The organism is Bacillus sp. SM2101 (genome assembly GCF_018588585.1).
In the GTDB taxonomy this organism is placed as follows: Bacteria; Bacillota; Bacilli; order Bacillales; family SM2101; genus Nanhaiella; species Nanhaiella sioensis.
On the sequence record NZ_JAEUFG010000018.1, the window covers coordinates 1 to 26,137 of the forward strand.

General features: G+C 34.3%; 19 protein-coding genes, 2 pseudogenes, 1 riboswitch and 2 other annotated features. Of the genes and pseudogenes, 16 read left to right on the top strand and 5 right to left on the bottom strand.

The genetic code is table 11. The features are described from left to right. Positions 1 to 129: 129 nt before the first annotated feature. Positions 130 to 870: a hypothetical protein gene (locus JM172_RS16430; protein WP_214483465.1), complete on the bottom strand. Its 741-nt coding sequence runs from the start codon at positions 868 to 870 to the stop codon at positions 130 to 132. A gap of 695 nt (positions 871 to 1,565) precedes the next feature. On the opposite strand from JM172_RS16430, the gene JM172_RS16435 reads away from it, so the two are divergent. After that, on the top strand, positions 1,566 to 2,762 hold the full coding sequence (locus JM172_RS16435; protein ID WP_214483466.1) for a chromate transporter: 1,197 nt from the start codon (positions 1,566 to 1,568) through the stop codon (positions 2,760 to 2,762). A 75-nt stretch (positions 2,763 to 2,837) separates the two neighbouring features. Here JM172_RS16435 and JM172_RS16440 read toward each other — a convergent pair whose 3' ends face one another. Beyond that, positions 2,838 to 3,932, bottom strand: a complete 1,095-nt coding sequence (locus JM172_RS16440; RefSeq protein ID WP_214483467.1) for a citrate synthase/methylcitrate synthase — start codon at positions 3,930 to 3,932, stop codon at positions 2,838 to 2,840. Positions 3,933 to 4,044: 112 nt separating this feature from the next. On the opposite strand from JM172_RS16440, the gene JM172_RS16445 reads away from it, so the two are divergent. The 4 genes from JM172_RS16445 (at position 4,045) to JM172_RS16460 (ending at position 9,432) form a co-directional block, all read left to right on the top strand. Then, complete coding sequence (locus JM172_RS16445; protein WP_214483468.1) at positions 4,045 to 4,956, top strand: LysR family transcriptional regulator; 912 nt, start codon at positions 4,045 to 4,047, stop codon at positions 4,954 to 4,956. A 1,037-nt stretch (positions 4,957 to 5,993) separates the two neighbouring features. After that, positions 5,994 to 6,638 carry a methyl-accepting chemotaxis protein gene (locus tag JM172_RS25675; protein WP_483297261.1) on the top strand — a complete coding sequence of 215 codons (645 nt, stop codon included), beginning with the start codon at positions 5,994 to 5,996 and terminating at the stop codon, positions 6,636 to 6,638. 66 nt (positions 6,639 to 6,704) lie between these two features. Then, positions 6,705 to 6,989, top strand: a binding site (T-box leader). Positions 6,990 to 7,122: 133 nt separating this feature from the next. Beyond that, positions 7,123 to 8,751 carry a methionine--tRNA ligase gene (gene metG / locus JM172_RS16455; protein WP_214483470.1) on the top strand — a complete coding sequence of 543 codons (1,629 nt, stop codon included), beginning with the start codon at positions 7,123 to 7,125 and terminating at the stop codon, positions 8,749 to 8,751. Between the two features lie 99 nt (positions 8,752 to 8,850). Further along, positions 8,851 to 9,432 (top strand): YhcN/YlaJ family sporulation lipoprotein, encoded by a 582-nt coding sequence (locus JM172_RS16460; protein WP_214483471.1) that lies wholly within the window; start codon positions 8,851 to 8,853, stop codon positions 9,430 to 9,432. A gap of 51 nt (positions 9,433 to 9,483) precedes the next feature. Here the strand turns inward: JM172_RS16460 and proS are convergent, their stop codons facing one another. Further along, positions 9,484 to 10,920, bottom strand: a complete 1,437-nt coding sequence (gene proS, locus JM172_RS16465; RefSeq protein WP_214483472.1) for a proline--tRNA ligase — start codon at positions 10,918 to 10,920, stop codon at positions 9,484 to 9,486. A gap of 159 nt (positions 10,921 to 11,079) precedes the next feature. After that, positions 11,080 to 11,305 (bottom strand) — a binding site (T-box leader). A 257-nt stretch (positions 11,306 to 11,562) separates the two neighbouring features. On the opposite strand from proS, the gene JM172_RS16470 reads away from it, so the two are divergent. From JM172_RS16470 to JM172_RS16510, 9 genes and pseudogenes are all read left to right on the top strand, one after another. Then, positions 11,563 to 11,922 carry a hypothetical protein gene (locus tag JM172_RS16470; protein ID WP_214483473.1) on the top strand — a complete coding sequence of 120 codons (360 nt, stop codon included), beginning with the start codon at positions 11,563 to 11,565 and terminating at the stop codon, positions 11,920 to 11,922. A gap of 514 nt (positions 11,923 to 12,436) precedes the next feature. Then, on the top strand, positions 12,437 to 13,723 hold the full coding sequence (locus JM172_RS16475) for a purine/pyrimidine permease (protein ID WP_214483474.1): 1,287 nt from the start codon (positions 12,437 to 12,439) through the stop codon (positions 13,721 to 13,723). Between the two features lie 107 nt (positions 13,724 to 13,830). Continuing rightward, positions 13,831 to 13,937, top strand: a riboswitch (TPP riboswitch). A gap of 253 nt (positions 13,938 to 14,190) precedes the next feature. Continuing rightward, positions 14,191 to 14,874: a thiaminase II gene (gene tenA, locus JM172_RS16480; RefSeq protein WP_214483475.1), complete on the top strand. Its 684-nt coding sequence runs from the start codon at positions 14,191 to 14,193 to the stop codon at positions 14,872 to 14,874. A gap of 145 nt (positions 14,875 to 15,019) precedes the next feature. Then, positions 15,020 to 15,601, top strand: coding sequence for an ECF transporter S component (locus JM172_RS16485; protein WP_214483476.1), 582 nt, complete (start codon positions 15,020 to 15,022; stop codon positions 15,599 to 15,601). A gap of 14 nt (positions 15,602 to 15,615) precedes the next feature. Continuing rightward, positions 15,616 to 17,085: an ABC transporter ATP-binding protein gene (locus tag JM172_RS16490; RefSeq protein WP_214483477.1), complete on the top strand. Its 1,470-nt coding sequence runs from the start codon at positions 15,616 to 15,618 to the stop codon at positions 17,083 to 17,085. 11 nt (positions 17,086 to 17,096) lie between these two features. Further along, positions 17,097 to 17,897 (top strand): energy-coupling factor transporter transmembrane component T family protein, encoded by an 801-nt coding sequence (locus JM172_RS16495; protein WP_214483478.1) that lies wholly within the window; start codon positions 17,097 to 17,099, stop codon positions 17,895 to 17,897. A 25-nt stretch (positions 17,898 to 17,922) separates the two neighbouring features. Further along, positions 17,923 to 18,729, top strand: a complete 807-nt coding sequence (gene thiM / locus JM172_RS16500) for a hydroxyethylthiazole kinase (protein ID WP_214483479.1) — start codon at positions 17,923 to 17,925, stop codon at positions 18,727 to 18,729. A 688-nt stretch (positions 18,730 to 19,417) separates the two neighbouring features. Continuing rightward, a pseudogene (gene tnpB, locus JM172_RS16505) lies at positions 19,418 to 20,539 on the top strand (IS200/IS605 family element RNA-guided endonuclease TnpB). Between the two features lie 261 nt (positions 20,540 to 20,800). Further along, positions 20,801 to 21,676 carry an SDR family oxidoreductase gene (locus JM172_RS16510; protein ID WP_214483480.1) on the top strand — a complete coding sequence of 292 codons (876 nt, stop codon included), beginning with the start codon at positions 20,801 to 20,803 and terminating at the stop codon, positions 21,674 to 21,676. Between the two features lie 268 nt (positions 21,677 to 21,944). On the opposite strand, the gene JM172_RS16515 is transcribed toward JM172_RS16510, so the two are convergent. Continuing rightward, positions 21,945 to 22,640 (bottom strand): 5'-methylthioadenosine/adenosylhomocysteine nucleosidase, encoded by a 696-nt coding sequence (locus JM172_RS16515; protein ID WP_214483481.1) that lies wholly within the window; start codon positions 22,638 to 22,640, stop codon positions 21,945 to 21,947. A gap of 129 nt (positions 22,641 to 22,769) precedes the next feature. Here JM172_RS16515 and JM172_RS16520 point away from each other — a divergent pair. Next, positions 22,770 to 23,216 (top strand): annotated as a pseudogene (locus tag JM172_RS16520) (DinB family protein). A gap of 317 nt (positions 23,217 to 23,533) precedes the next feature. Here the strand turns inward: JM172_RS16520 and aroA are convergent. Next, positions 23,534 to 24,877, bottom strand: a complete 1,344-nt coding sequence (gene aroA / locus JM172_RS16525; RefSeq protein WP_214483482.1) for a 3-phosphoshikimate 1-carboxyvinyltransferase — start codon at positions 24,875 to 24,877, stop codon at positions 23,534 to 23,536. Between the two features lie 120 nt (positions 24,878 to 24,997). On the opposite strand from aroA, the gene JM172_RS16530 reads away from it, so the two are divergent. Further along, positions 24,998 to 25,927: a LysR family transcriptional regulator gene (locus tag JM172_RS16530; RefSeq protein WP_352223685.1), complete on the top strand. Its 930-nt coding sequence runs from the start codon at positions 24,998 to 25,000 to the stop codon at positions 25,925 to 25,927. Positions 25,928 to 26,137 lie beyond the last annotated feature (210 nt).

Here is a 26,137-nt window from a genome sequence, read left to right on the forward strand (position 1 = left end):
CCCTATGGAATATAGAGCTAAAGCCGCTTAAGTGACTTTTTATTATTTCCGCTGTCTACTAGACAGGGGGCAGTTCATTCAGTGTCATCCTTTTTTCCGTCTAACTAATAATATGTTCAAAACATCAGATTATAATTGCTTAAGGAAATATTCTCTTAAAGGTATTTTTCTACCTTCAAAATCCCAATTGTGATATATGGTGAAAATATGTTGTATATCTCCATGCGCTCTCTCTTCCACTAAATTTTTTACTAGCATATTGCTTCTCCAATAATCAAACATTATACTTGCCAAACTGCCTTCATATGAATTATATCCAAAATCTTCGATAGAATGTCCGCCGTACTTCTCACTAAATGCGTTGACTAAATCACTTTCAACTTGATATATTTCTTGAAAGTCTTCTTCGCTTAATAAGTGCTTTCTTGGTATGTAGAAACACATTCCCTCTTCAAACCAAAAATCGTCTTCACGACCATCATCAAAATCTCCAAGAAATAAATCAGAGTGATGTGTAAGTTCGTGTGCTAAAATCACCAATATATGTTCTAGTGAAAGATTGTTATAGAACCTACGAATGTCTGGTAGATCTTTTTCATCTAACTGCCGTATAAATAATTTCTTCCATTCGTCTACATCTGGAGTCATATATATTACATCTTGCTTGGTGAATGCTGGTATCGGTATATTTGAGAAAAAACTAGTAACAAGGTCTTCAGACGTCCATACTACACCTTTTGGCAGCTGAGATAACGAGTATTTATCTTCTAATATTTTGCTATAACTCTTTAGAGTGTTAAATAAATAATGAGCATTATCTTTAATATCTTTAACTTTTTCCTCTTTTTCAAATGCAAAAACTTGTTTCATATGTAAATTTCCCCTTTAATAGATCACTACTTGTTATTTGATAAATATGTTTTATTTATATTTTAACACAATATTCCATTAATATTTTTAATGCTCGCATCTACAATTAGCTAGAAAACAGACAATAACAAAGAAATGTATTATATTATAAATTAGTGAGGATGATATATGACAAGCAGATTTAATCTTTACATTTTTTTAACTACAGCTTAATATAGGTAAGTCTATAATATGTTTATATAGATTTTTTTTAGTAAGGTTCTTGTCTTCAAATTTGTTGTTATTATGAACAAATTGGTACCTAAAGAAGTTGCTTTATATGTTGGTCATCATTTTTATAGAAGAAAAGATACCGTAAACTCTAGTTGTTTACGTGTTTATTACATAATAAGAATAATTTTGTTGCTAATGCTACGAAATTTGGTCTGTAACATATGTTTTATACGTTTGTTATCGTTTCAGAAAAGATAAGATGCTATGAACTCTAGTTGTGTATATGTTTAAATCTTAGTACGAAAAATAACAACCAATGCGAAAACAATTTTTAAATTACTCTAAAAAAGTATAAAGGAGTACTCTAGTCATATCGAGCTGTACGATAAACAACAATTTAAGTATTAAAAGCATGAGGACCTTATTCTAACTGGCATTGAAACATTATTTGATACATATATCTTTTTGGAGGTTGCACATTTATGAATAGTCTTAACAATGAACCATCTAAAGGGAAGAGGTTACGAGAAATTTTCAAAATCTCCTCTTTATTAGGATTCACCTCGTTTGGAGGACCTGTAGCCCATTTAGGGTTTTTCCAAAATGAATATGTCAAAAAAAGAAAATGGCTAGATGATCATAGCTATGCTAATTTGGTTGCTCTTTGTCAGTTTCTTCCTGGTCCAGCGAGTAGTCAGGTGGGGATTGCGATAGGGATGATTCGTGGTGGGTTGCTAGGTGGAGTGATTTCATGGTTAGGGTTTACACTCCCATCTGTCATTGCCCTCGTCCTGTTCGCTTATTTATATCAAAGCTTTGACTTAGGTGGTGCAGGCTGGATACACGGGCTAAAGATTGTGGCGGTGGCAGTTGTTGCCCAGGCTATCATGAACATGGGGAAAAAGCTAGCTCCAGACCGACCTAGAATATCTATAGCTATATTGAGCGCTATATTTATACTTATTATGCCAACAGCCATAAGTCAACTAGCATTAATTTTAATTGCTGGTTTGGTGGGATTAATCCTCTATAAAAACAAACAAAACACTCCGATGAAAGAATTAAAGGTTGGGATTAATCGCAAAATTGGTGTTTTTGCTTGGGTCTTATTCTTTGGTTTATTAATAGGACTTCCTATCCTTAGACAACTATCAGCAAGTCAATCGCTTGCCATATTCGATACGTTTTATCGCGTAGGATCACTCGTTTTTGGTGGTGGTCATGTTGTATTACCAATGTTAGAAAGAGAAGTTGTTCCTAGTGGTTGGATTACTAAGGAAACATTTTTAGCTGGATATGGAGCTGCGCAGGCAGTACCTGGTCCATTATTTACTTTTTCTGGGTATTTAGGTGCAATTATTAACGGATGGAAAGGTGCTACAATAGCTACAATTGCAATATTTTTGCCATCATTTTTACTTATTATAGGAACATTACCATTCTGGGATATGATTCGTAAGTACCCTTATATACAGTCTGTATTAATGGGAGTAAATGCAGGGGTGTTAGGAATTTTATTAGCAGCTCTTTACGATCCAATTTTTACTAGTGCTATAGCTACACCCGTGGATTTTGCACTTGCAATAGCAGCTTTTACATTACTCGTTTATTGGAAAGTTCCAGCATGGCTTGTCGTTATATTAGCAGCCTTAGGTGGAGCCATCGTAGGAATTTTATAATGTGATTGAGCTAGATGACAATGTCACCGCTACCCATAGAATGTGGTGAATGGTGACATTGGTCAGATAGCTTTTTTAACTAGGAATATGTCCAATATATTGAGCTTTTGGACGGATGATTCTATTGTTTGCAGCTTGTTCTAATACATGTGCCGTCCAACCTGCCATTCTACTTGCTGTAAATGTTGGTGTATAAAGGATTACAGGCATCTTCACTGCCCGGAGCACAGCTGCTGCATAAAATTCTACATTCGTATATAACTTCCTACCAGGCTTATGTTTTTCAAGCAAAGCAATCGCTTCTTCTTCTACATGGATCGCCAAGTCAAACCATTCATCGTCCTCCACAAGTTGCTGAACAATGTTTCTTAAGGCCAATGCACGAGGGTCATGAGTTTTGTACACTCTATGGCCAAATCCCATAATTTTCTTTCCTTGTTCAAGTTGCTCAGTTATCCACTTGTTGGCATATTGCTTTGAGTTAATCTCATTAAGCATGTCAACTACATCTGTAGGTGCACCGCCATGTAGTGGTCCTTTCATTGCTCCTATCGCACCAACTATTGCTGAGATAAGGTCAGATTGTGTTGATGTGATTGTACGTGCAGAAAAGGTTGATGCATTCATACCATGCTCCGCTGTAAGGACAAAGTATGCTGATAATGCTTTTACATGTGCCTGCTTTGGTATGACGCCTGTAAACATGTATAAATAATTCGATACATGGTCTAAGGTTAGATCTGGTTCAATGAAATCAGTATTTGTCAAACGATGATAGCGGTAAGTAATAATTGTTGGAGTCATAGCAATAACTCTAATTGCATCATTTATAGCTGGAGGCCAATCAGTTAATTGTCCACCTAAACACGAAATAGCAGTACGTAGTACACTCATCATATCCATTTCAACTGGTAAGTTATCGATAATGTTCTTAACATCCTTTGGTATGTTACGATATGCAGTTAATTGATTTTGTAGTTGTATTAACTGATCAATTGTTGGTAGTTCTCCATACAGAAGCAAATAAACAATTTCTTCATAAGAATTATTTTCTGCCAATTCCTGTGCATGATAGCCACGGTAGATCAGTTTCCCATTTTGTCCGTCAATAAAACTAATTTCAGAATTTGCTACGATAACACCTTCTAACCCTTTGTTCATTGTCAACATACATTCCTCCTAGGTAATCTTAATATATTAATAGTTTATAACGTTGCATTAATTACGAATATTAAATAATATAAAGTATATTAATAAGGAATTTTAATTAAAGGAGGAGTATATGGATATTCGTTGGCTCCAAACATTTATTGTAGCTGCAAAGTATCAAAATTTTCGTATTACATCAGAAAAATTATTTATGGCACAACCAACTGTAACTTTCCATATTCAAAACTTAGAAAGATATCTAGGTGCTACTCTTTTTAGTAAAAAAGGAAGAAATATTGAACTTACTTCAACAGGCATGAAGTTTTTACCATATGCGATAAATGTCGTACAAAGTTTAGAAATTGGTATAGATGAACTTGAAAGCTGGCGACAGGGCTATAACCGCAAGTTAACGATTGCTACGTCGCCATTAATAGCAGCTTCTATTCTCCCTAATTTACTTAGAGTGTTTATTAAAAAACATCGAGAAATAGAAATTGCTGTAAAGGTCATGGAATCAGAGGACATTGCTACTGCTGTGAAAAATAGGGAGGTTGACATAGGTTTATCTCGTAAATATGTTGTGGACTCATCATTACAAATAACAAAAATTATTGATGATCCTGTTGTATTAGTTATTCCTCATGATGGATGGGATTTTGACGCAGGTATACCATTTGATATAGAAGAGATTATAAATAATTATTTAATATTCACACATAATCATCCGGATTATTGGGAGGGACTTCTTCATCAACTTAGGGACAGGTATGCTAAAATGCGTAGAATGGAAGTCACTCAAGTAAATGTAACGAAGAGATTTATTGAGGAGGGGCTAGGCATATCTTTTCTGCCTCGGTCAACAATTATTCGTGAAACGTTAGAAGGTCGATTGTTAGAGGTCGAAGTACAAAATTTTGCCATGCCAAAAGCAGCAACATATTTAATCGTTAATCACTCTGAAAGCGATGAAGTCTTGTTATTTAAAGATAGTTTAATACATTTTTACCACGGTAATACAAAAAATAAAAATAATGAAAGTTAGAATGAATTTTCAGAAAAGAATCAGGTATAATTAACTTGTTCGAAAAATTATTTCTTTATAATTTACTTACTAGTAAGTAAAATTTTCGCCAAAGTTGTAGTTACGTTATATTGCAAGCTATGAGCAATTGTTGAAGATTAGAGAAAAAAACAATAGTCGAAAAGAAACAGCATAAAAAAAGGGGGAGAGAGATTGATATGGGAAAGGTTGAAGCATTAAAAATTAAGGATGTAAGAACGAAAAATTTGTTAATGTTTTTGACGTTTTCAATTACTCTCATAGGTGGGTTATTGAATGCTTTAGTTAATGACGGTGGGAATGTAAAAGTTATTTTATATATTAGTACGATCATGGTAAATACGATTACTTTTCTCAGCTATAAAAAGTTTAAAAATGAAATAATTTATGCGTACATAGCAGTTGTTTTATGTTTTATTCCACCTATCATTATATTACCAATTAGTAAGTCAACAATTACTATACTACTCATTGCATTTTACACAGCTGTATTTTCAGCCATACAATTACAAAAGAGGCTATTTGTACTTGGGTATACACTAGGTTTTATTATTTTGATCAGCATAATATATTTTGAGCCTAGCGACATGACATTTTATTCAGATTCATCAGCTGCGCTATTCCTGACGTATATACTAATAGGGGTGTTACTGTTAGTACTCACAACTTTAAGTGAAAGGCAGTATCGAAATTTGCATGCACACATTGAATCAACCGAAGCTCAAGCGCTAAAATCAACAAAACAAAAGACTGCCTTACAGGGTAGCATAAAGGAAGTGATTGATAATATAGAAAGAATTTATGAACAATTAAATCAAAATCTTATTTCCCAAAATGACATGAGTACTGCTATTAGTGAAGTATCTGTTAGTAGTCAAAAACAGACAAATCATATTCTCGATATTGCTAATCATTTAAGGCAAACTAGATCACTCATCACAGAAGTTCATCAAACATCAGAAGTTGTGAAGAATGATTCTGAAAATGCTCAATCAGTTGCACAAGAAGGAACTTATAAGATGAATGAATTAGCACATGAAATGAATAACTTGCATAATAGTGTATCTGAGATGAATGACACTTTTCTAATATTAACCGAAAAAATTAATGACTCAAATAGTTTGACTGATACAATTAAATCAATCACTTCGCAAACTAATTTACTCGCATTAAATGCATCTATAGAGGCTGCAAGAGCTGGAGATGCTGGGAAAGGTTTTTCGATTGTTGCTGAAGAAATCCGCAAGCTTGCTGAAGTTACTGAGCAAACAACCGTACAGATTGAAAATAATTTAAAACAAATAAATGACAGCAACAGCTTAGTTCAGGAAAAACTCATGGAAAGTAGTGATAAATTAACGACGAGTTTGGAGACAACGAATAGTAGTACTTCTTACTTTAACGAAATTAATCACTCATTGGTTGAACTATATAACAGAATGGAAAAACTTACAGGAGTTTCAGAAAATGTTCAATTAAAAACAGTAAATGACGAGAATTCAATAGAGGAGTTTTCTGCACTTCTTGAACAAACGTCAGCTAGTTTACAACAAATGTCTGCAACGATTGATCATTTAAATGGTGATAATAAAAAAATTATGAATTATTTAACCGAAACGGATAACAAAGTGCAAATGATACGTAATCAATTTGATATAAAGTAATATAAATGAACGTGTTTACTTTAGTACTCTTTTGTAATATTATACAAGGAAGATTAAAGTTGTAAGTTAAAGGCAATGAAGAGAAAAAGTAGGGCATTTTTTTCTTAACAGAGAGCTTCGGTAGCTGAAAAGAAGTAAGAAAAGATTGTTTGAACAATGGTCTCTGAGCTTTACACTGAACAATGGAAGCATTAAATTTCCATTTAGTAGGCTGTGACGGGATTTGGCACCTGTTATCAATGTCAAGGTATAAGAGTATTGTTTGTTGCTCCGTACTGTTTGAGGCTAATAATAAAAGGTTATTATTAGTGAATTAGGGTGGTACCACGAGATTTTTCCCTCGTCCTTAGACAAATTTGTCTTTAGGGCGAGGTTTTTTGTTTTTCACTGAATTCATTGCCCTCTTATCGTAAGGGGATGTCGATTTAGAACGAAGGGGTAACAAACTAGATGTCAAAATAACGTGATAGTAGGAGGTTTGTTTATGAGTATTTTTATTGGTGGGGCATGGCCCTATGCTAATGGTTCATTACATGTAGGACATATTGCTGGCTTGTTACCTGGAGATGTATTAGCAAGATATTTCCGTTTGAGAGGGAAAGAAGTATTATATGTATCTGGAAGTGATTGTAACGGAACACCTATCTCAATTAGAGCAAAACATGAAAAGGTTACTCCGACTATGATTACTAATAGGTATCATAAGGAGTTTGTTGATTGCTTTTCCAAGCTAGGGTTTTCATATAATATGTACACTAGAACTGATCAACAGCAGCATCATAAGGTCGTTCAACAAGTTTTTTTAAAGCTTTTAGCAGAAGGTTTATTGTACACAAAGTCTGAAAAACAAGTATATTGTGAAAAAGATGAACAATTTTTACCGGATAGATATGTTGAAGGGGAATGTCCAAATTGTGGGAGTGATGCTAGAGGAGATCAATGTGAGATTTGTTCAGCAATTTTTGAACCGATAGAATTAAGAGCAAAGAAATGTAAGCTTTGTGGTAGCACACCCACAATTAGGTCAACTGAACATTTCTATTTCGCATTATCGACAATTCAACAGCAAATTGAAGAATTTTTTACGTCTATAAAACACAAAGGAAATTGGCGAGAAAATGCAGTTCAATTAACCGAGAGATATATATTAGAAGGACTGAGAGATCGTGCAGCAACTAGAGATTTACCAATTGGTGTACCTGTACCCTTAAAAGAATTTGATGAAAAGAAAATATACGTTTGGATAGAAGCAGTAACTGGCTATTTGTCTGCGAGTATGCAATGGGGGAAACAAAATAATGTTGATTGGCGAAGGTTCTGGAATGAAGGAACATCCGCATTTTATATACATGGTAAGGACAACATACCATTTCATTCAATTATCTGGCCGGCAATATTATTAGGTATTGGAGAGAAAAGTTTACCAGATTATATTTTTTCAAGTGAGTATATGACGCTTGAAAAAAGAAAAATTTCAACGAGCAAAAACTGGGCAGTATGGATACCGGATTTACTTGAGCGGTATGATCCAGATTCACTCAGATATTATTTACTCATAAATGCACCAGAAAATAGAGATACTGACTTTTCATGGCGAGAATTTATATATAGTCATAATAGTGAATTGCTAGGAGCATTTGGAAATTTTGTGAATAGAAGCTTTAAGTTTATCGATAAGTACTTTGGTGGAAATGTGCCTGAAGGTAATATTGACTCAACGATTAAGAATGAGCTGCAAAATTTATATCAACATGTCGGACAATGTATTGAGCAAGGTTATTTTAAACGAGCAATTGAAGATATATTCCTGTTTATCCGGCAAAGCAATAAGTATTTTGACGAACAAAAACCTTGGATTCAAATTAAAGAAGAAAAGAAAAATTGTGAACATACATTATATACATGTACACAGATCATCACAAACTTATCAGTATTATTACAACCATTTTTGCCGTTTTCATGTAAGAAAATTTCAGAAATGTTGCAATTAGACCATAACTCATGGGCTTATACGGAAATTCAACAAGGTAAACTTGATCAAGTAACAGCATTGTTTGATCGTATTGATGTTAACCAAATTGATGAAGAAGTGGCTAGTTTACAGGAACGATAAGTGTACGAGATGTTTAACAATAACTGTCAGGCATGTGAGCAATTGATTTTGCCAACTCTAAGGGTGTAAGTTTATTTCACTCTCAAGGAGTTGATATTATTGAAACAGCTGAAGCTATTATCGGTAGCGATGCTATCGGTTCCTTTATTATTTGCTTGTAATACTGCACCTAATGAAGAAGCAATAGATGTTAGGGATAATAACACTTTACGAAATGTCACTTATAATGAAAACCGCGCAGTTAGGCGTAATATAGCATACGAAGGAAATCTTGCTAATCGTAATGTGACCTACGATAGAATGCGTGTTAATAATGCAAACAATCGTACAAATACTGCAAATGAAACACGTATGGAAGTGGCACAAGACGCAGCAGATCGCATCACTGCAATGAAAGAGGTAAGAAGAGCCAATGTTATTGTTACTAACAATAATGCTTATGTAGCAGCAACATTAAATGACAATACAACAGGGACTACAACGAAAAAGCTGGAAAGCCGTATAGCTGATAAGGTTAGAGCTCAAGATAAAAATATTGATAATGTTTATGTGTCGACAAATCCTGATTTCATTAATCGTATGACTGATTATGGTAACAGGATAAATAGAGGTGAACCAGTAGAAGGATTTTTTACAGATTTTAACGAAACAGTTAGAAGAGTATTTCCAACCGCTCGATAAAAAATAAGACTTAATAGGTGCTGGAAGATCATTTTCCAGCACCTAAAATTGTTAATACGCCTTTGCCCAATAGACCATTTTGTTTGCCTCGTTATTACAACATACACATGTTGCTGAAATCTTGTCTTGTTCAAATGGGATACATCTAGAAGTTGCACCAGTCTGTTCTTTAATTTTTTCTTCACAGGATTGCTTACCACACCACATGGCCTTAACAAATCCATTGTTAGTACTAAAAAAGTTTTCAAATTGCACCATGTTTTCCACAGTTGTTGTTTTAGATTGACGATTTAAAAGTGCCTTATGATATAAATGATCTTGTATTTGTATTAATTTTTCTGAAATAGCAGTAGCTAAGTTCTCCATTGGTACCTTTTCTTTTTCTCCCGTATCTCTTCTTGCAAGAACAACTTGTTTATTCTCAATATCCTTGGGGCCGATTTCAAGACGTAGAGGTATCCCTTTCATTTCATGTTCATTAAATTTCCAGCCTGGCTTTTTATCGCTAGCATCGATGTCAATTCGAATGTCAGAGGAAAGTGATTCTTTCAGTTCATAAGCCTTATCTAGTACACCTTCTTTATGCTGTGCAATAGGTACAATCATTACTTGTGTTGGCGCAATATTAGGTGGTAACACTAGCCCTCTATCATCACCATGGACCATGATAAGGGCACCAATTAAACGCGTAGTTATTCCCCATGAAGTTTGATGAACGTATTGTAATTCTCCACTTTGATCTGTATATTGAATGCCAAATGCTTTTGCAAAGCTGTCACCAAGATGATGTGATGTTCCAGTTTGTAACGCCTTGCCATCATGCATAAGACTTTCTATTGTATACGTGAATTTAGCTCCAGCAAATTTTTCTTTTTCCGTTTTTTGACCTTTAATGACTGGTATGGCTAGGACTTGCTCACATACTTCAGTATATACATCCAGCATTTTTCGGGTTTCTTCATGTGCCTCCTCATCTGTTGCATGAGCAGTGTGACCTTCTTGCCAAAGGAACTCAAGTGATCTGAGAAAAGGCCTCGTAGTTTTTTCCCAACGTACGACGTTACTCCACTGATTATATAATTTTGGTAGGTCACGATATGAGTGTATGATATTTGCATAATGCTCACAGAACAATACTTCTGATGTTGGTCGGACACATAGCTTTTCAGCTAATTCTTCAGAGCCTCCATGTGTAACCCACGCTACTTCAGGTGCAAACCCTTCAATATGATCTTTTTCCTTTTGCAGTAGCTTTTCTGGTATAAATAATGGCATGTACACATTTTCATGACCTGTTTCCTTTATTTTTGAATCTAAAATATGACGAATATTTTCCCATATAGCATAGCCATATGGACGAATTATCATTGAACCACGGACAGATGAGTAATCGATTAAATCAGCTTTCTTAACAATATCTGTATACCATTGCGCAAAATCCTGATCCATTGATGTTATTTCTTCAACAAATTTTTTTTCTTTACCCATTATTCTCCACCTTCCTAAAATGCCTTATCAGCTGGTTTCATTAATTTTGTTATACTGTAATTAAATTAGAATAGCAAGCTGCCGTGAAAGCTAGTTGTAACGAATTATAAAATACAATCGATGAGATGATAACACCAAAATAAAAAACCTCTAATCCCAAAAAGGGACCGAGGTTTTCGGCGGTACCACCCTAGTTTGTTTACTACGTGTAGTAAACACCCTTGTATTTGATAACGGTTACAATCCGCTTGTACCTTCATGATTATAATCACTCGATACAGTACTCAAAGGTAGGTTCAAACGTGTACTTTAGAAATCTCCCAGCAAATAATTTCCTCTCTAAAAAAGCACATAATGTTTTACTAGTCCTTATCAACGTTTACAATATAAAAGCTGTTTTCACATTAATTGTTGTTATTGTATTAAGTGATAAACACTTTGACATCTTTTCTATTGAAACACGATGTCAAACGTATTAAACCTCTTCTTACTATGCTAACTTGGTGACAATAGCAACAATATTTTCAAAAAGAGCCTTAATAAATTAACATATACTATATTTTCTTTTTCTCCTTATGTCAAGAGTAACTTTTGATCTTGGCTGCATAAGATAATTGTAAAAAATTAAGGTGATGGTGTAATGTGACAAATAATATAGACCAAACCTTCATAGAAGAAAAATGGTATCATCCTGTAAATAAAACGGAAGCTGCTGTTTTTGCGAATGAACTATTAAACGAGCAAGTGAAGGTTGTAACGAAGTATGGAAAAATTTTTGAGGGTATAATTGAAAATACTAATGCGAGAAATCTATATTTGCTTACTCCACTGTTTAGGTCTAATGATCTGAATAACTATGAACAAAAGCCGAACTATGATAGCAGTAATTTCGGATTCCTCTCTGCCTTATTTAGCAAACCAGAACCTTTTGCCCAAATAATCATTCCACTTATATATGTAACAGCCTATGGAGCAAAAGTAAATAAAGATAAGACACCTTAAATATAGGCTTTTATCGTAAGACTGTTTTCGTAAGCATTTCGTTCTAATATGTAAGGACGTATATATATCTAGCGTTCGAGGTATCTTTTCTACTTTTATAATTATTGAGGTTTCATAAGACTCTTCATAATGTCCATTGTTAGTAAAAATAGCAACAAAGTTTACGAAATGACCCTTTCGTAAACTTTGTTGCTTTTATTCACGTGAACTGGGGTTTATTTGTTATAGTCTAAGGAAGTATGCGAACGTTAGTATATTCGTATTTTGCTCTTATTACGAACTACAACATGCTAAAATATATGACCATATGTATGATAATAGAAAAATCCATATCATAGTTTATAACGCTAACCTCAATTGGTTAGCTATTTTATTATTTCTTTTTAAAGTTAGAAATATTGCACTTATCATTTAGGTGATTCCATGTATTGGGGCAAATTGAATGTATGTTAATATAAAGAATTATAGTAACAATTTCCTGAATTGATTATATATGATAGGATGGAGGTTTTTTATGAGGTTATTATTTTCATCAATGCAATGGATGATTTTTATAATTACAACAAGTGTTGTGGCTCCTATAGTTATTGGAAATTCCTTTGGGTTACCCCAAGCAGAAATCGCTACATTACTACAAAGAACATTATTCGTTTTAGGTCTTTCAGGTCTATTACAAGCAGTATTAGGTCATCGTTTACCGATTATGGAAGGTCCCGCAGGGTTATGGTGGGGTGTGTTTATCGTTTATGCGAGTATCGTTGAAGCTGGAAATCTTGGGACATATGAGGGTTTACAACAGCTTGAAATGGGGATGATACTAAGCGGAGTTTTATTTATCTTATTAGCTCTTTTTAAATTGATCGATCATTTGAAGAAACTGTTTACTCCAATTGTCACAGGAACTTATTTATTATTGTTAGTTGCACAACTAAGTGGTTCGTTTATGAACGGTATTTTTGGTGTAGGGTATAAACAAGATTCAGTAGATTTTTCGGTCGCTGTTCCTACGGTTTGTGTTTTAGTTATAACGATATTATTGGCAAAAAGTCGTGTGCCGTTTATTCGAAGATATTCTGTTTTACTTAGTTTACTCATTGGATCACTTCTGTTTGCTGTGCTTCGGCTAGGAAAAAGTATTCCGCCGACCACAAGTGGTATTTCAGTACCACAGATTTTTGCTTGGGGAATGCCACAATTGAATAGCGGGATGATTATTACTTCCATTATGATAGGCTTACTATTATTAACAAATATGCTTGCCTCGATTTATGTTGTAGAAAAAGAGCTACAAGAACATACAAAAAATTATGAAGCTGTAAACTACAATAAAGCAAGCTTTGTTATGGGGATAAACCAGTGGTTAGGTGGTATTTTTTCTGCAATTGGTAGTGTACCGATTTCTGGATCAGCTGGATTTATTGCAATGACCAAAATTATTAATCGCTTACCATTTATTTTAGGAAATGTATTTATCATTTTACTTAGTTTCTTCCCGATGTTTACTACATATGCTGCTATGATTCCCGAACCAGTTGGCTATGCAATTTTATTTTACCCATTTACTATCATGATTGGTTTAGCATTAAAAGATTACCAATCTACACAATTAGGAGATAGAGAATATTTTATTATTGGGCTTTCATTATTGGTTGGCATTGGTTTATTGTTTATCCCTGGACAAGCAATAAATGAACTTCCATCCATGTTAAGACCAATAATAAATAACGGATTAGTAGTAGGCACAGTTATATGTATTACTTTAGATCAAGTGATAAAAAAACAAACTTCCGTGTCATATTAATTTATATCACATTGGATAAAAGGGAAAATATTGAAGTGAGTATGTAGGAATCTTTTGCTTGTGGAAATAATAAAAGTATAGTAAGGTTGTATGTGAAATTAAATATCGCTTACCACTAGGGGTGCAAATCACGTTTGCTGAGAGGGGCTTTGCTGCCTTAACCCTTATACCTGATCTAGTTAATGCTAGCGTAGGGAAGTGGATTGATGACAAACATATTGGATAACATTTTCCAATTCGTCTAATTCCACTCTATATGTAGAGTGGTTTTTGTTTTCTAATGCCTTTATAACAAAGCTATTTATTCATGAACTTTTACTATTTATTATAATGATGTTTTGTTATGATCGAAAACAAAGACAAGGATAGGCAATATGCTGTCAAGAAATTTTCCACTTCATCTTTTTATCATTAGGGTGCCTTACTCTTAGTGAAGCGAATGTTATAAAAGAAGGGTGGAATTTATCATGAAGTTTTCCAAAAAAATTAGAGAAGAAGCAGACCAAATTTGGCAGAGGAGCTTTGATCATCCATTTGTGAAAGAGCTTGCAGATGGGACATTATCATTTGACCGCTTTCGCTATTATGTTCTACAAGATTCTTATTACTTAAGTCATTTTGCAAGAGTGCAAACATTAGCAGCAGCACAAGCAACTGATCTAAAAATAGTGAGCCAAATGGCATCTCATGCGATGGGTACGAATGAAGCTGAATTATCTCTTCATAAGGACTTTATGGTTCAGCTAGGTATCACCGAAGAGGAAAAAGCTAATTTTAAACCAGCTCCAACAGCATACGCATACACTTCTCATATGTATCGTGCAGCACATACTGGGCATATAGGAGACACAATCGCTGCTTTGTTACCATGCTACTGGTTATATTATGAGATTGGAGAGCAGCTCGTTCATGCAAATCCAACTGAACCTATATACCAACAATGGATTCAAACATATGGTGGTGATTGGTTCCGCAAATTAGTTGAAGAAGTCATCGATTTGCTTGATGATATTGCTGATCAAGTAACAGAAGCTGATAGAGAAAGAATGCAGGAGCACTTTATCATTAGTAGTCAATATGAACTATTGTTTTGGGAGATGGCATATACACAAGAAACCTGGCCTATTTCAGCAATGTCAACATCCAAATAAAGCATGCTAGTCAGGTTGAAAAATTTTGTGAGGTCTCTTATCTAATATAAATGATGACAATCGCATAATTCTCGTTTTTGGCTTGTAATTTTGGAAAACAACTTAGAGCGTTTTTGATTGATATAAAAGATAGGAGGAAATAACTATGAACAAAGGTTTAAAATTAACTGATATTTTAGTTACAATAGTCATTGCAATCGTATTTGGAATCGTATACAAATTATGGGGAACATTCTATGAAACGATAGGCGCATTTGGATTACAAGTAGATCAGCTTGCATATGGAATGTGGTTTATAGCAGCAACTGTTGCCTTTTTGGTTATTCGTAAAGCTGGTGTGGCAATTATTGCTGAAATGGCAGCTGCATCTGGTGAATTTATCATGGGATCTGAATACGGATTAGAAGTAATGCTATATGGGTTGTTACAAGGATTAGCTGCAGAACTAATATTTGCAGCAGCACGCTATAAACGCTATGATATCTTAATTGCTTCACTTGCAGGTGCTGCATCAGCAGTAGCATCAATAGGGATGGATTTTTACAAAGGGTATATTGGTGATCTAGCAGCTTGGAATTTAACATTATTCATTGGATTCCGAGTAATCAGTGGGATTATAATAGCTGGTGTTTTTGCATATTATCTCGTTAAGGCTTTGGAAGCAACTGGTGTTACAAATTTAGTTCGTCCTGCATCAAAAGAAGACTATGATGCGTTGGATAAGTAGTTGAGGTGTTATACATGCAAGAAATCACAAGTGTGAAAAACTTACGCTTAAAGTTTACTGGGAGTGCATCTTTATTATTTAAAGATGTCTCCTCTTCTTTTTATGAAGGGGAAAAAGTATTAATCCTAGGCCCTTCGGGTTGCGGAAAATCTACGCTTTTGCAAGTGTTATCAGGAATCATTCCAAATTCGATTGAAGTACCTATTAAAGCTGATGAAATTATTACACCGGAATCTTGGGGATATGTTTTTCAAGATCCGGACACGCAATTTTGTATGCCTTTCGTTGATGAAGAAATTGCATTTGTGTTGGAAAATTTGAGGGTTAAGCGCAAGGATATGCCCGAAAAAATTCGCGAATATGTAAATATGGTAAAGCTTGAAGTAGATGACCTCCATACATCAATACAAACGTTATCAGGAGGAATGAAGCAACGCTTAGCGATTGCTTCAGTGATGGCCCTTCAACCTGAAGTATTATTTTTAGATGAGCCGACGGCTATGCTTGACCCAAAAGGGACGAAACAAATATGGGATACGATAAAAGATGTGAGCCGTGACAAAACGGTTATCGTCGTTGAACATAATATTGACCATGTATTAGATTTTATCGAACGAATTATTTTGTTTAATGAACATGGAGAAATCGTGGCAGATGGTCCTAAAGAGTATGTGCTGTCTACATATAAACAAGAGCTAATTGACCAAGGTATATGGTATCCTGATGCCTGGCATGACTATATTGACAGAACTACAAAGCAAATTCCTACTGTACCTGTTTTGGAAGAATCATTTGTTAGCGTTTCACAATTCAAAGGGTATCGTGGAAAAAATGTGAAAATTGATATAAACAACGCAAATATCTCTGAGGGTGAATGGATTACGATCGTTGGTGAGAATGGTGCTGGCAAAAGTACGTTACTTCACTCACTTATGCAACTGATAAAAACGACAGGTAATTATACAATCGAAGGAAGACAAGTAAAGGAAATAGGTAAATTAACGGATTACTTAACATTTGTTTTTCAAAATCCCGAATTTCAATTTGTCACAAATTCAGTATATGATGAAATTGCCTTTTCATTGCACTTAGATAAGCTGGATGACCATGCTATAGATGAAAAAGTGACCACCTTGTTACATGAATTTCGTTTGAATGAGCAAAGAGATCAACACCCATATCAATTATCAATGGGGCAAAAGAGGAGGCTTAGTGTAGCTGCTGCAATTGTTAAAGAACAGCAAATTGTGTTGTTAGATGAGCCTACCTTTGGGCAGGATGCAAAGAATACATTTGCAATCTTAGAGCTAATCGAGCATTGGCGAAAGCAAGGAACGATTGTTTTAATGGTTACACATAGCATGGAAATCGCGAAATACTTTGCGACTAGGGTTTGGCTGGTTGATGATGGTGAACTTATTTTTGATGGTACTTCTCAACAATTTTTCCAAAGACAAACGAAAGAATTATCAATCAGCAGATAGGGGGGGAAGTCATGCAATTTGATTTTACCTATAAAGAAACTTGGCTTCATAAAATTAATCCTAGTTTAAAATTGATCACCATGATGATATTATTTTTGTCAGTTTTATTAATCCATAACATTAACTTTATGATCAATTATACAATTATTACACTAATATTGTTTATACTATTTTCTGGCCATCCATTGAAAAGGGTATTGCTTATTTTCATACCTTTTATATTTATTTTTGTTACAACAGCAACGTCAATGATTTTCTTCGGTAAGGGGGATACGACGTGGTTTAAATGGGGACTTGTTCATATTACAGAAGAGAGCTTCTTTCGTGGGCTTCATATAGGATTTCGAGCATTAACCTTTGCTTGCCTTGGCATCACATTTGCTTTGACGACTCGACCGGTTTTCCTTTTTTATTCGTTGATGCAGCAATTGAAGCTCTCACCAAAATACGCTTATAGTTTTATGGCTGGCCTGCGCCTTATCCCAATCATGATCGATGAGTTTCAAACAATACGCTATGCAATGAAAGTTAGGGGAGTGGAATCAAAGCGTGGGATGAAAGGTTTTTATGAAAAACTTCGTTCTTATGCTATACCGATGTTGTCACAAAGTATTCGTCGTGCACACCGCATTGCAGTAGCAATGGAAGCAAAGAGATTTTCACAAGTGGAAAATAGAACATATTACTATCACATATCGTTTTCCAAATTTGATATATCATTTGTCATTTACTTTGTTACGATGATTTCTGTTGCTTATATCATAAGTAACCAGTATCCATATTTTCCAATTACAGATGTGAGGTACAATTAAATGATATTAAAGGAGGATTTACAGTATGGAAATTGCAAGTATTGTTTCAGCCTTAAATAAAGTAAGAGAACGACAGCCACTTGTGCATAATATTACTAATGTTGTCGTTACTAATTTTACGGCTAATGGGTTGTTAGCAGTTGGAGCATCGCCAGTGATGGCATATGCAAAGCAGGAAGTTGCGGATATGGCAAAAATAGCAGGTGCACTCGTCTTAAACATCGGAACCTTAAACGAAACTGAGATTGAAGCAATGATTATAGCAGGAAAATCAGCAAATGAACATGGTGTGCCAGTCGTATTTGACCCAGTTGGTGCTGGAGCAACAGCGTATCGAACAGAAACAGCTAAGCGTATTATAAACGAAGTACAGGTAGCAATCGTACGTGGTAATGCCGCTGAGGTTGCAAACGTCATTGATGAAAAATGGAATATAAAAGGTGTAGATGCTGGAGAAGGTGCTGGTGATGTAGTAGATTTAGCAAAAAAAGCAGCACTAAAATTGAATACAACAGTTGTCATTACAGGACAAAGTGATGTCATTACAAACGGAAAGACGACTTATACAGTGAACAACGGTCATCAAATGTTAACAAAAGTTACAGGAACAGGCTGTTTACTCACTTCAGTGATTGGTGCTTTTGCAGCAGTAGAACAGGATGTTGTTAAAGCAGCGGTATCGGCAGTGGCATATTATTGTGTTGCTGCAGAAGTAGCTTATGAGAAACAAGGTATGAATGGTGTTGGCAGCTTCCAAATTGAATTATTGAATCAACTACATAAAGTTAATAAAGAAGAATTAGTAAACAAGGTAAACTTTCATAAAAAATAATAATTCACGGTTAACTATTAGGTGGGGTGTTATTCTCTCATTATTTTTTCTAGCATTTACTATATTTAACATGTTATTTAATCGACAGTATCGATGATTATTTAAAGTACTTTAAACATCTTTTATGGTAGATGTTTTTGAATACTAGCCATTTACTTTGCTAACATGGTGCTTTTTTTCACTTATATATGAGTAACGTCTTTAGGGGAAAAAAGGTGCAAAATGTGTTTAGCTCATATTAAAAAAGGCGTTTATATTAACAACAAAACATATAGTTATCCATTTACCACGTACTTCTATGATTGTGAAAAATTAAAACCGTCCTTTTATAAGGAGGTTTTTTTTGTATGCTTTTTTCGTAAACTTCGTGTGTATTTCATAGTAGAAAAAGCAACAATCAATGTGAAAACACCCTTTATGCAACAACTTCCCACTTCAAATAAGTAACAAAAAAAGCAAGCACAGTAAAAATAATTTTTCACTTGCACATAGTGAAAATTCAAGTGTGCATAAAATATGAGAGTAATGAGACGTTTTATCACCCCAGACAGAAGACCTCCACTTCAAACCAAAACAATGCGAAGCGAGTGAAGGTTAAGTGGGTGATGAATGGCGTTTGGCGTAAGCCAAAAACTCACTTCTAATATGGTATAATTAACCTAATTAATAGATAAGTGAGGTGAAGAAAATGCTAGTCAACAAAGCCTTTAAATTTCGTATCTACCCCACTAAAGAACAAGAAATATTAATTGCTAAAAACCATTGGTTGTAGTCGTTTTGTGTTCAATCATTTTTTAGCTGCATGGAATGAAACATACAAACAGACTGGAAAAGGTTTAGCATACGGCGCTTGTTCTACGGAGTAACAAAGTTGAAAAAGGATTTGCAATGGCTTAAAGAAGTTGATAGCATTTCACTACAATCCTCACTACGCAACCTTTCGGATGCTTTTAACCGTTTTTTCAAAAAGCAAAATGACATCCCTAGATACAAATCTAAAAAGAATAAAGTCCAATCGTACACAACCAAATATACAAATGGAAACATTGCCATTGTCGATAACAAAATTAAATTACCTAAACTTGGACTTGTTAAGTTTGCAAAAAATCGAGATGTTGACGGTCGTATTATCAATGTAACGATTAGACGTAATCCGAGTGGGAAATACCTTGTCTCTCTTCTTGCAGAAGTTGAAGTTCAGTCTTTAGAAAAAACAAACTCAGCCATTGGCGTTGATATGGGACTTAAACAGTTTGCTATTCTTTCAGACGGAACAGAATATTCAAACCCTAAATTCTTTCAAACTCTAGAAGGGAAGTTAGCAAATGCTCAGCGTATTTTCTCAAGACGCACAAAAGGTGGGTCTAATTGGAATAAACAACGGATTAAAGTAGCTCGTCTGCAAGAAAAAATTTCAAATGCTAGAAACGACTACTTGCAAAAAATATCTACTGATATTGTCAAAAGCCACGACATTATTGGCATTGAAGATTTGCAAGTCAGCAATATGCTTAAAAATGATAATCTAGCAAAAGCAATTAGTGAAGTGTCTTGGGCGAAATTTCGTACAATGCTTGAATACAAAGCGAAATGGTATGGTAAACAAGTCATCGTAGTATCTAAAACATTCGCTTCAAGTCAACTTTGCTCTAGTTGTAGTTTCAAAAACAAAGACGTTAAGAATCTAAACTTACGTGTATGAGATTGCCCATCATGCGGAACCCATCATGATAGAGATATTAACGCAGGAAAAAATCTAAGAAACGAAGCAATTCGTCTCTTAACCGTAGGAACTACGGGAATAGCCTAATCAATTAGAAGCCGTTAGGTTTCCGTACTTAGGAATCCCCCACTTCAATCATGACCGTAAGGTCTGATAAGTGGTGGGTAGTTCAAAGTTTTAATATTTTGACAATATCAAAAAAATTAAAATATGAGTATGCTCATATTTTATGAATAGTTTATAAATGTGTTGTTAAAGAACTATAAATAGGTTTTTATCGTTATTCGCTTTTTGTGAAATTTAAATATAGGTCTTCTTAAATTGATGAGATTGTTGGAGGTGGAAGTGATGGAGAAAGTTTTAGTTGCTGGAGCAACTGGTTTTTTAGGACGTCATGTAGTAAAGGTTTTAAAAAAAGAAGGTTATCATGTAAGTGTCGTAGTTAGGAATAAAGATAAACTGAAACGACGAGGTAATTATATGGAACCTGCAATTGATAAAGAAGTGGATCGTGTTATAACCGCTGAGGTTACGAATCCAATTACGCTTGAAGGGATCTGTGAAGGAATAGATTATGTTTTTTCTTCAGTTGGCATTACAAGGCAAAGGGATGGTTTAACATTTCACGAAGTTGATTATCAAGGCAATACCAATTTATTGAGGGAAGCAGAAAAAAGCAATGTAAAAAAATTTATGTATATTCACGTATTCCGTGGTGATGTTTTTGAAGGACCTATGACAGAAGCGAAAGAAAAATTTGCTAAAGAGTTAATCAGTTCTAAATTGGCGCATTTAGTTATTAGGCCAACAGGGTATTTTTCTGATATGACTGAATTTGTCAATTTAGCTTTAAAAGGTAGAGCTTTTTTAATTGGTAAGGGAATGAATAAATTAAATCCTATTCACGGGGAAGACTTGGCAAAATTTTGTGTGGAATCTTTTGAACTCTATTCTAATGAGGTTTTGGATGTAGGGGGGCCTGAAATATTAACCCATCAACAAATTGCTAAAATAGCTTTTAAAGTTATAGGAGAAAAAGAAAAGATAACATACTTACCAGCAGTGTTATTTCCACCCATGTTAAAAGTTTATAAAATGATAAATAAGCAACAATACGGTATATTTTTATTTTTTTATCAAGGGGTGATTCAAAATATGATCGCTCCTAAATATGGTTCCTTGTCGTTGGAAGATTTTTTTGTACAATATTTGAATGAGAGATAGAAAGGTGTACAATGTGTCATAATACCCATTCTCTCAGATGAAAATTAACACTTACTTTGGTTTTGTTTAAATGACTGCTATTTTGATCATTTTTACTAAAATTTAACGTTTTAACCCTGCTCTCATTTTTTTGTTATAGTTTGAAAAATAACCATCATTATATAACCCACCTCTACAGGTGGGCCTTATAATCAATTTATATGGTATTATTTTAGCTAATGTTAAAATGTAAGTTTAAATCGATTTAGACATAGCTGCTTCATACCAGTTACATTACTACAGATGATATATTTTTTATCATATTCATTACTATCGTTGAAGACTTTTCTCCTGCAATTTTTTCAAAGGAATCATATGATAATGAAGCTTGTTCATCAGCACTATCGGATATACACCTAATGATAAGAAATGGGATATTGTTTAAAAAGGCTACATGACCAATTGATGAACCCTCCATTTCAACACAAGCAGGTGAGTATGTATCAATGATGGTTTCTTTTATTTTACTGTCTTCAACAAAACATTCGCCGCTAACAATTCTACCTATATGATATGCTGTCGATTTTAGTGAATCACAGGTTGTAATCGCGCAGTCTATTAGTTGTTTATTTGCATAAAATGCTTCTTGGTAAGGGAAAAGATTTTTCATTTGAGAACTTCTCACATCATGATGAGTTACATCTGACGAAACAACAATGTCACAAACTTTTATATCATCTCGTAAACTACCAGCCACGCCAGTATTAATAATCGCGTCAATCTCAAACTTATCTATTAAAATCTGTGTACAAGAAGCTGCATTTACTTTGCCCACTCCACAGCGAGTAAGTATAACAGGCTGATGAAAAAGAGTTCCTTCATAAAAAGAAAAACCTGCAATTTTGTGTTCTACGAGGATTTCCATTTCTTTTTTGAGCAGGTCAATCTCAACCTGCATTGCTCCGATAATAGCTATTTTTTTCAATGACTATTCACCTCAGTTTATACTTGACGTAATTACAATATATTAAAGTTTGACGTAGCATGCAAAAAATATTTAACTTAATAGATTATAAATTATAGATTGGAGCTAATAAACGTGGTGTCAAGTAACATATATCATTTATTCAAATACAATTGGCACGTAAGAGATGAATGGTTCAATTGGTGTAAGCAATTAACTGCTGAAGATTTATTATTAGATCGTGTTGGAGGCGTTGGGAGCATTCTTTATACGTTATTTCACATTATTGATGTTGAGTACAGTTGAATTCGTGCAATTCAAGGTGAAGAGGATAAGGTGATAGAATTTAAAAAATATTATACGCTTGAGAACATTATTTCACTTTCATATGCCTGTCGCTCTGACATTGAGGGCTTTATTGAGAAAAACTCACAATGGTTAGATGATGAACATGTTACTGTGTCGTGGGATGACGAGGAATTTACGAAGCTAGAAATTTTAAACCATGTCATTGTTCATGAAATTCATCATCTCGGTCAACTATCTGTTTGGGCCAGAGAGCTAAATTTAGTACCTGTTGGCGCACATTACATTTGAAGGGGGTTGAGATAAGCCAGGTTCTACTCGGCTACTTTATCGAATCTCACCCCATTTAATAAAAACGAAAGGAGCTTCTGTTCCTAGACGTACTGAATGACTACAGTTGTTTGAGGTATTAACCGAACCTTACGATATAATAGTTAATAACGCTATTCGTAAACTTTTGTTGCTTTGTTCACTCAAATTTGACAACCGATGTGTATTATATGATTTATATGGTTTTTAGAAGAGAGATGATGCCATATGAGTTTATTTCTTTAGCGAAAAACAACAATTAATGCAGAAACTGCCTTTGGTAAATACCATTATACGGTCTAAGATACACCTAGTCCTAGCTCTTTTAATAGATCAAAATAAGTTGGACATGTTTTTGAAACACATCCCGGATTTTCAATCATAATTCCTTCAACACGAGAGCCAATCAGTGATAGAGCCATGGCGACTCTATGGTCATCGTAAGATTGTAATAATGTTGGGGTTGGTTCTCCTGGATAGACAGTCAAACCATCTTCAAATTCTGTCACTTTAATATTTAGTTTTGAAAGAGATGTACAAATGGCATTTATTCGATCTGATTCATGATGTCTAATATGAGCTACTTCTTTAATGGTAATTGGTCCGTCAGCAAACGGTGCAATTACTGCAACGGTTAATGCTTGATCTGACATCTCTTTCATGCTAATTTCGAAGCCTCCCTTTAACCTCGGTGGTCCTTGTACTTCGATAAAATTAGCTCCTTTTGTCACCTTACAGCCCATACGAGCCAAAATATCAGTTAATTGAATATCAGGCTGCTTCGTTTGATAATTGATATTTGGTATACGTATTCTTCCATTAGTTATCGCAGCTAAAGCTAAGAAATAACTTGCTGTAGATATGTCGGGCTCTATATGAATGTGTTGAGCTACATATCTCTTTGGCTCAATTTTTATATGGCTAAGGTTTTTATCATATTGAATTTCTGCACCGAATTTTTCCATTAAATCAAGTGTAATATTTACATAGGACTTTTGAACAATGTGATCTAATATTGCTATGTTAACAGTTTCTTTTGCATAAGGTGCAGCTAACAATAAACCACTAATAAATTGACTTGATAATGCACCCGAAATTGGAATATTTCCTCCTTTAAAGCCTGATCCTTTTACCATTAGAGGATAGTATCCTTCTTGTCCCAAGTATTTTATGCTAGCCTTCGTTTGTAATAGCGCATCTATTAATGGCTTTATAGGCCGCTCACTCATTCTTTTGCTAGCATGTATTTCCCAAGATCCCTTATTGGCTATCGCTAACACACCTGGTAAAAATCTTGCAATGGTGCCAGCAGCACCGATGTATAGAGGTTCACCTCTTTCTGACCACATGCCGTTTAATCCTTCGATTGACACTATATCATCATTAATCGAAATGCCTACCCCTAAATTACGCAATGTTTCTAGGCACCAATACGAATCATCACTTTTTAGTACACCTGAAATGACAGATTTCCCAGTAGCTAAAGCACTTAAAATCAATGCTCTATTAGTAAAGCTTTTACTACCTGGGATCGTTACTATACCATTTACGTTACCGATTTTTGGAGAAATCTTTATTACATTTTTGTCTTTTAATGAGGACCAAGGAGACCTAGCCTTCATGTCTAATAATGAGTTCTTCATATTTTGCACTCACCTCATATAATAATTTTTTATCTTACACGTATGTCGCTTCCCGTTTTGTATATTATAATTAACTTCTAGCTATAAATATAATTAATGTTATTTATAGCAAGTATAGAGGTGATTTATATTATTGAGAATTTAGATTTGTATCGTGTTTTTTATATTACTGCAACAGAAAAAAGTTTTTCACTTGCAGCAAAAAAAATGTTTTTAACACAACCTAGCGTTAGTCATTCAATAAAACAATTAGAGGAGAAGTTAGATACATTACTGTTTGTAAGAACATCAAAAGGAGTTAGGTTAACCAAAGAAGGGGAAATGTTATTTCATTTTGTAGAGCAAGCCTTTCATTTTATTGAAAAAGGTGAGAAAAAAGTTAATGAATTAAAAAATTTAATGAGTGGAGAAATAAGTATAGGAAGCAGTGATTCTTTATGTAAACATTATTTACTTCCTCATATTAAAACGTTTACTGACAAGTATCCACAAGTTCAAATTCAATTAAAACACGGGACGACACCTAATATTATTGAGTTGTTAAAAAAAGGGAAAATTGACCTAGGGATTGTCCACTTGCCAATCGAAGATAATCAAGTGGACGTTACCGAGTTCATTAATATTCATAGCTGTTTCGTCGTAAGTTCAAAGTATAAGAAGTTATTAAAAAATGAAGTATCATTAAAAGAGCTTTTGACTTATCCACTCATTACATTTTCTAAAAACAGTAGCTCTAGGAAGTTTATAGAAGCTTTGTTTAAAAAACATGACTTAACTATTGAACCTGAAATAGAACTAGGGAGTGTAGACTTGCTCATTGAATGTTCCAAAATTGGTCTAGGGGTTGGGTTCGTGACAAAGGAGTTTGTTACTGAAGAGTTAGAACAAAACTTACTTTATGAAGTGAACTTGCAGGAAGATATACCGGTTAGGAAACTTGGCATCGTTACATTAAAAAATACGCCTATTTCAGTCGGCTCTAAAAAATTTATAAAATCGATGAAGAAGAAGGGACTAATTAAAAAGCATCATGAAATGTATATACAATAAAATTGACATTTGCATGTAGTAGAGGATTTTTTATAACTACCATATCACCTCATCGATTCACAATTAAACAAGCTATCGCTCGGGTAACATTAAGAATGATGTATTGATGGAGCTAACTACAAAAGAATGTGCATACATTCTTAAGTCCTGAGACTGAGATCTATACTAGGGGTTGTTATTTTTTTTATCCATATGCTTCAGATGAACAGA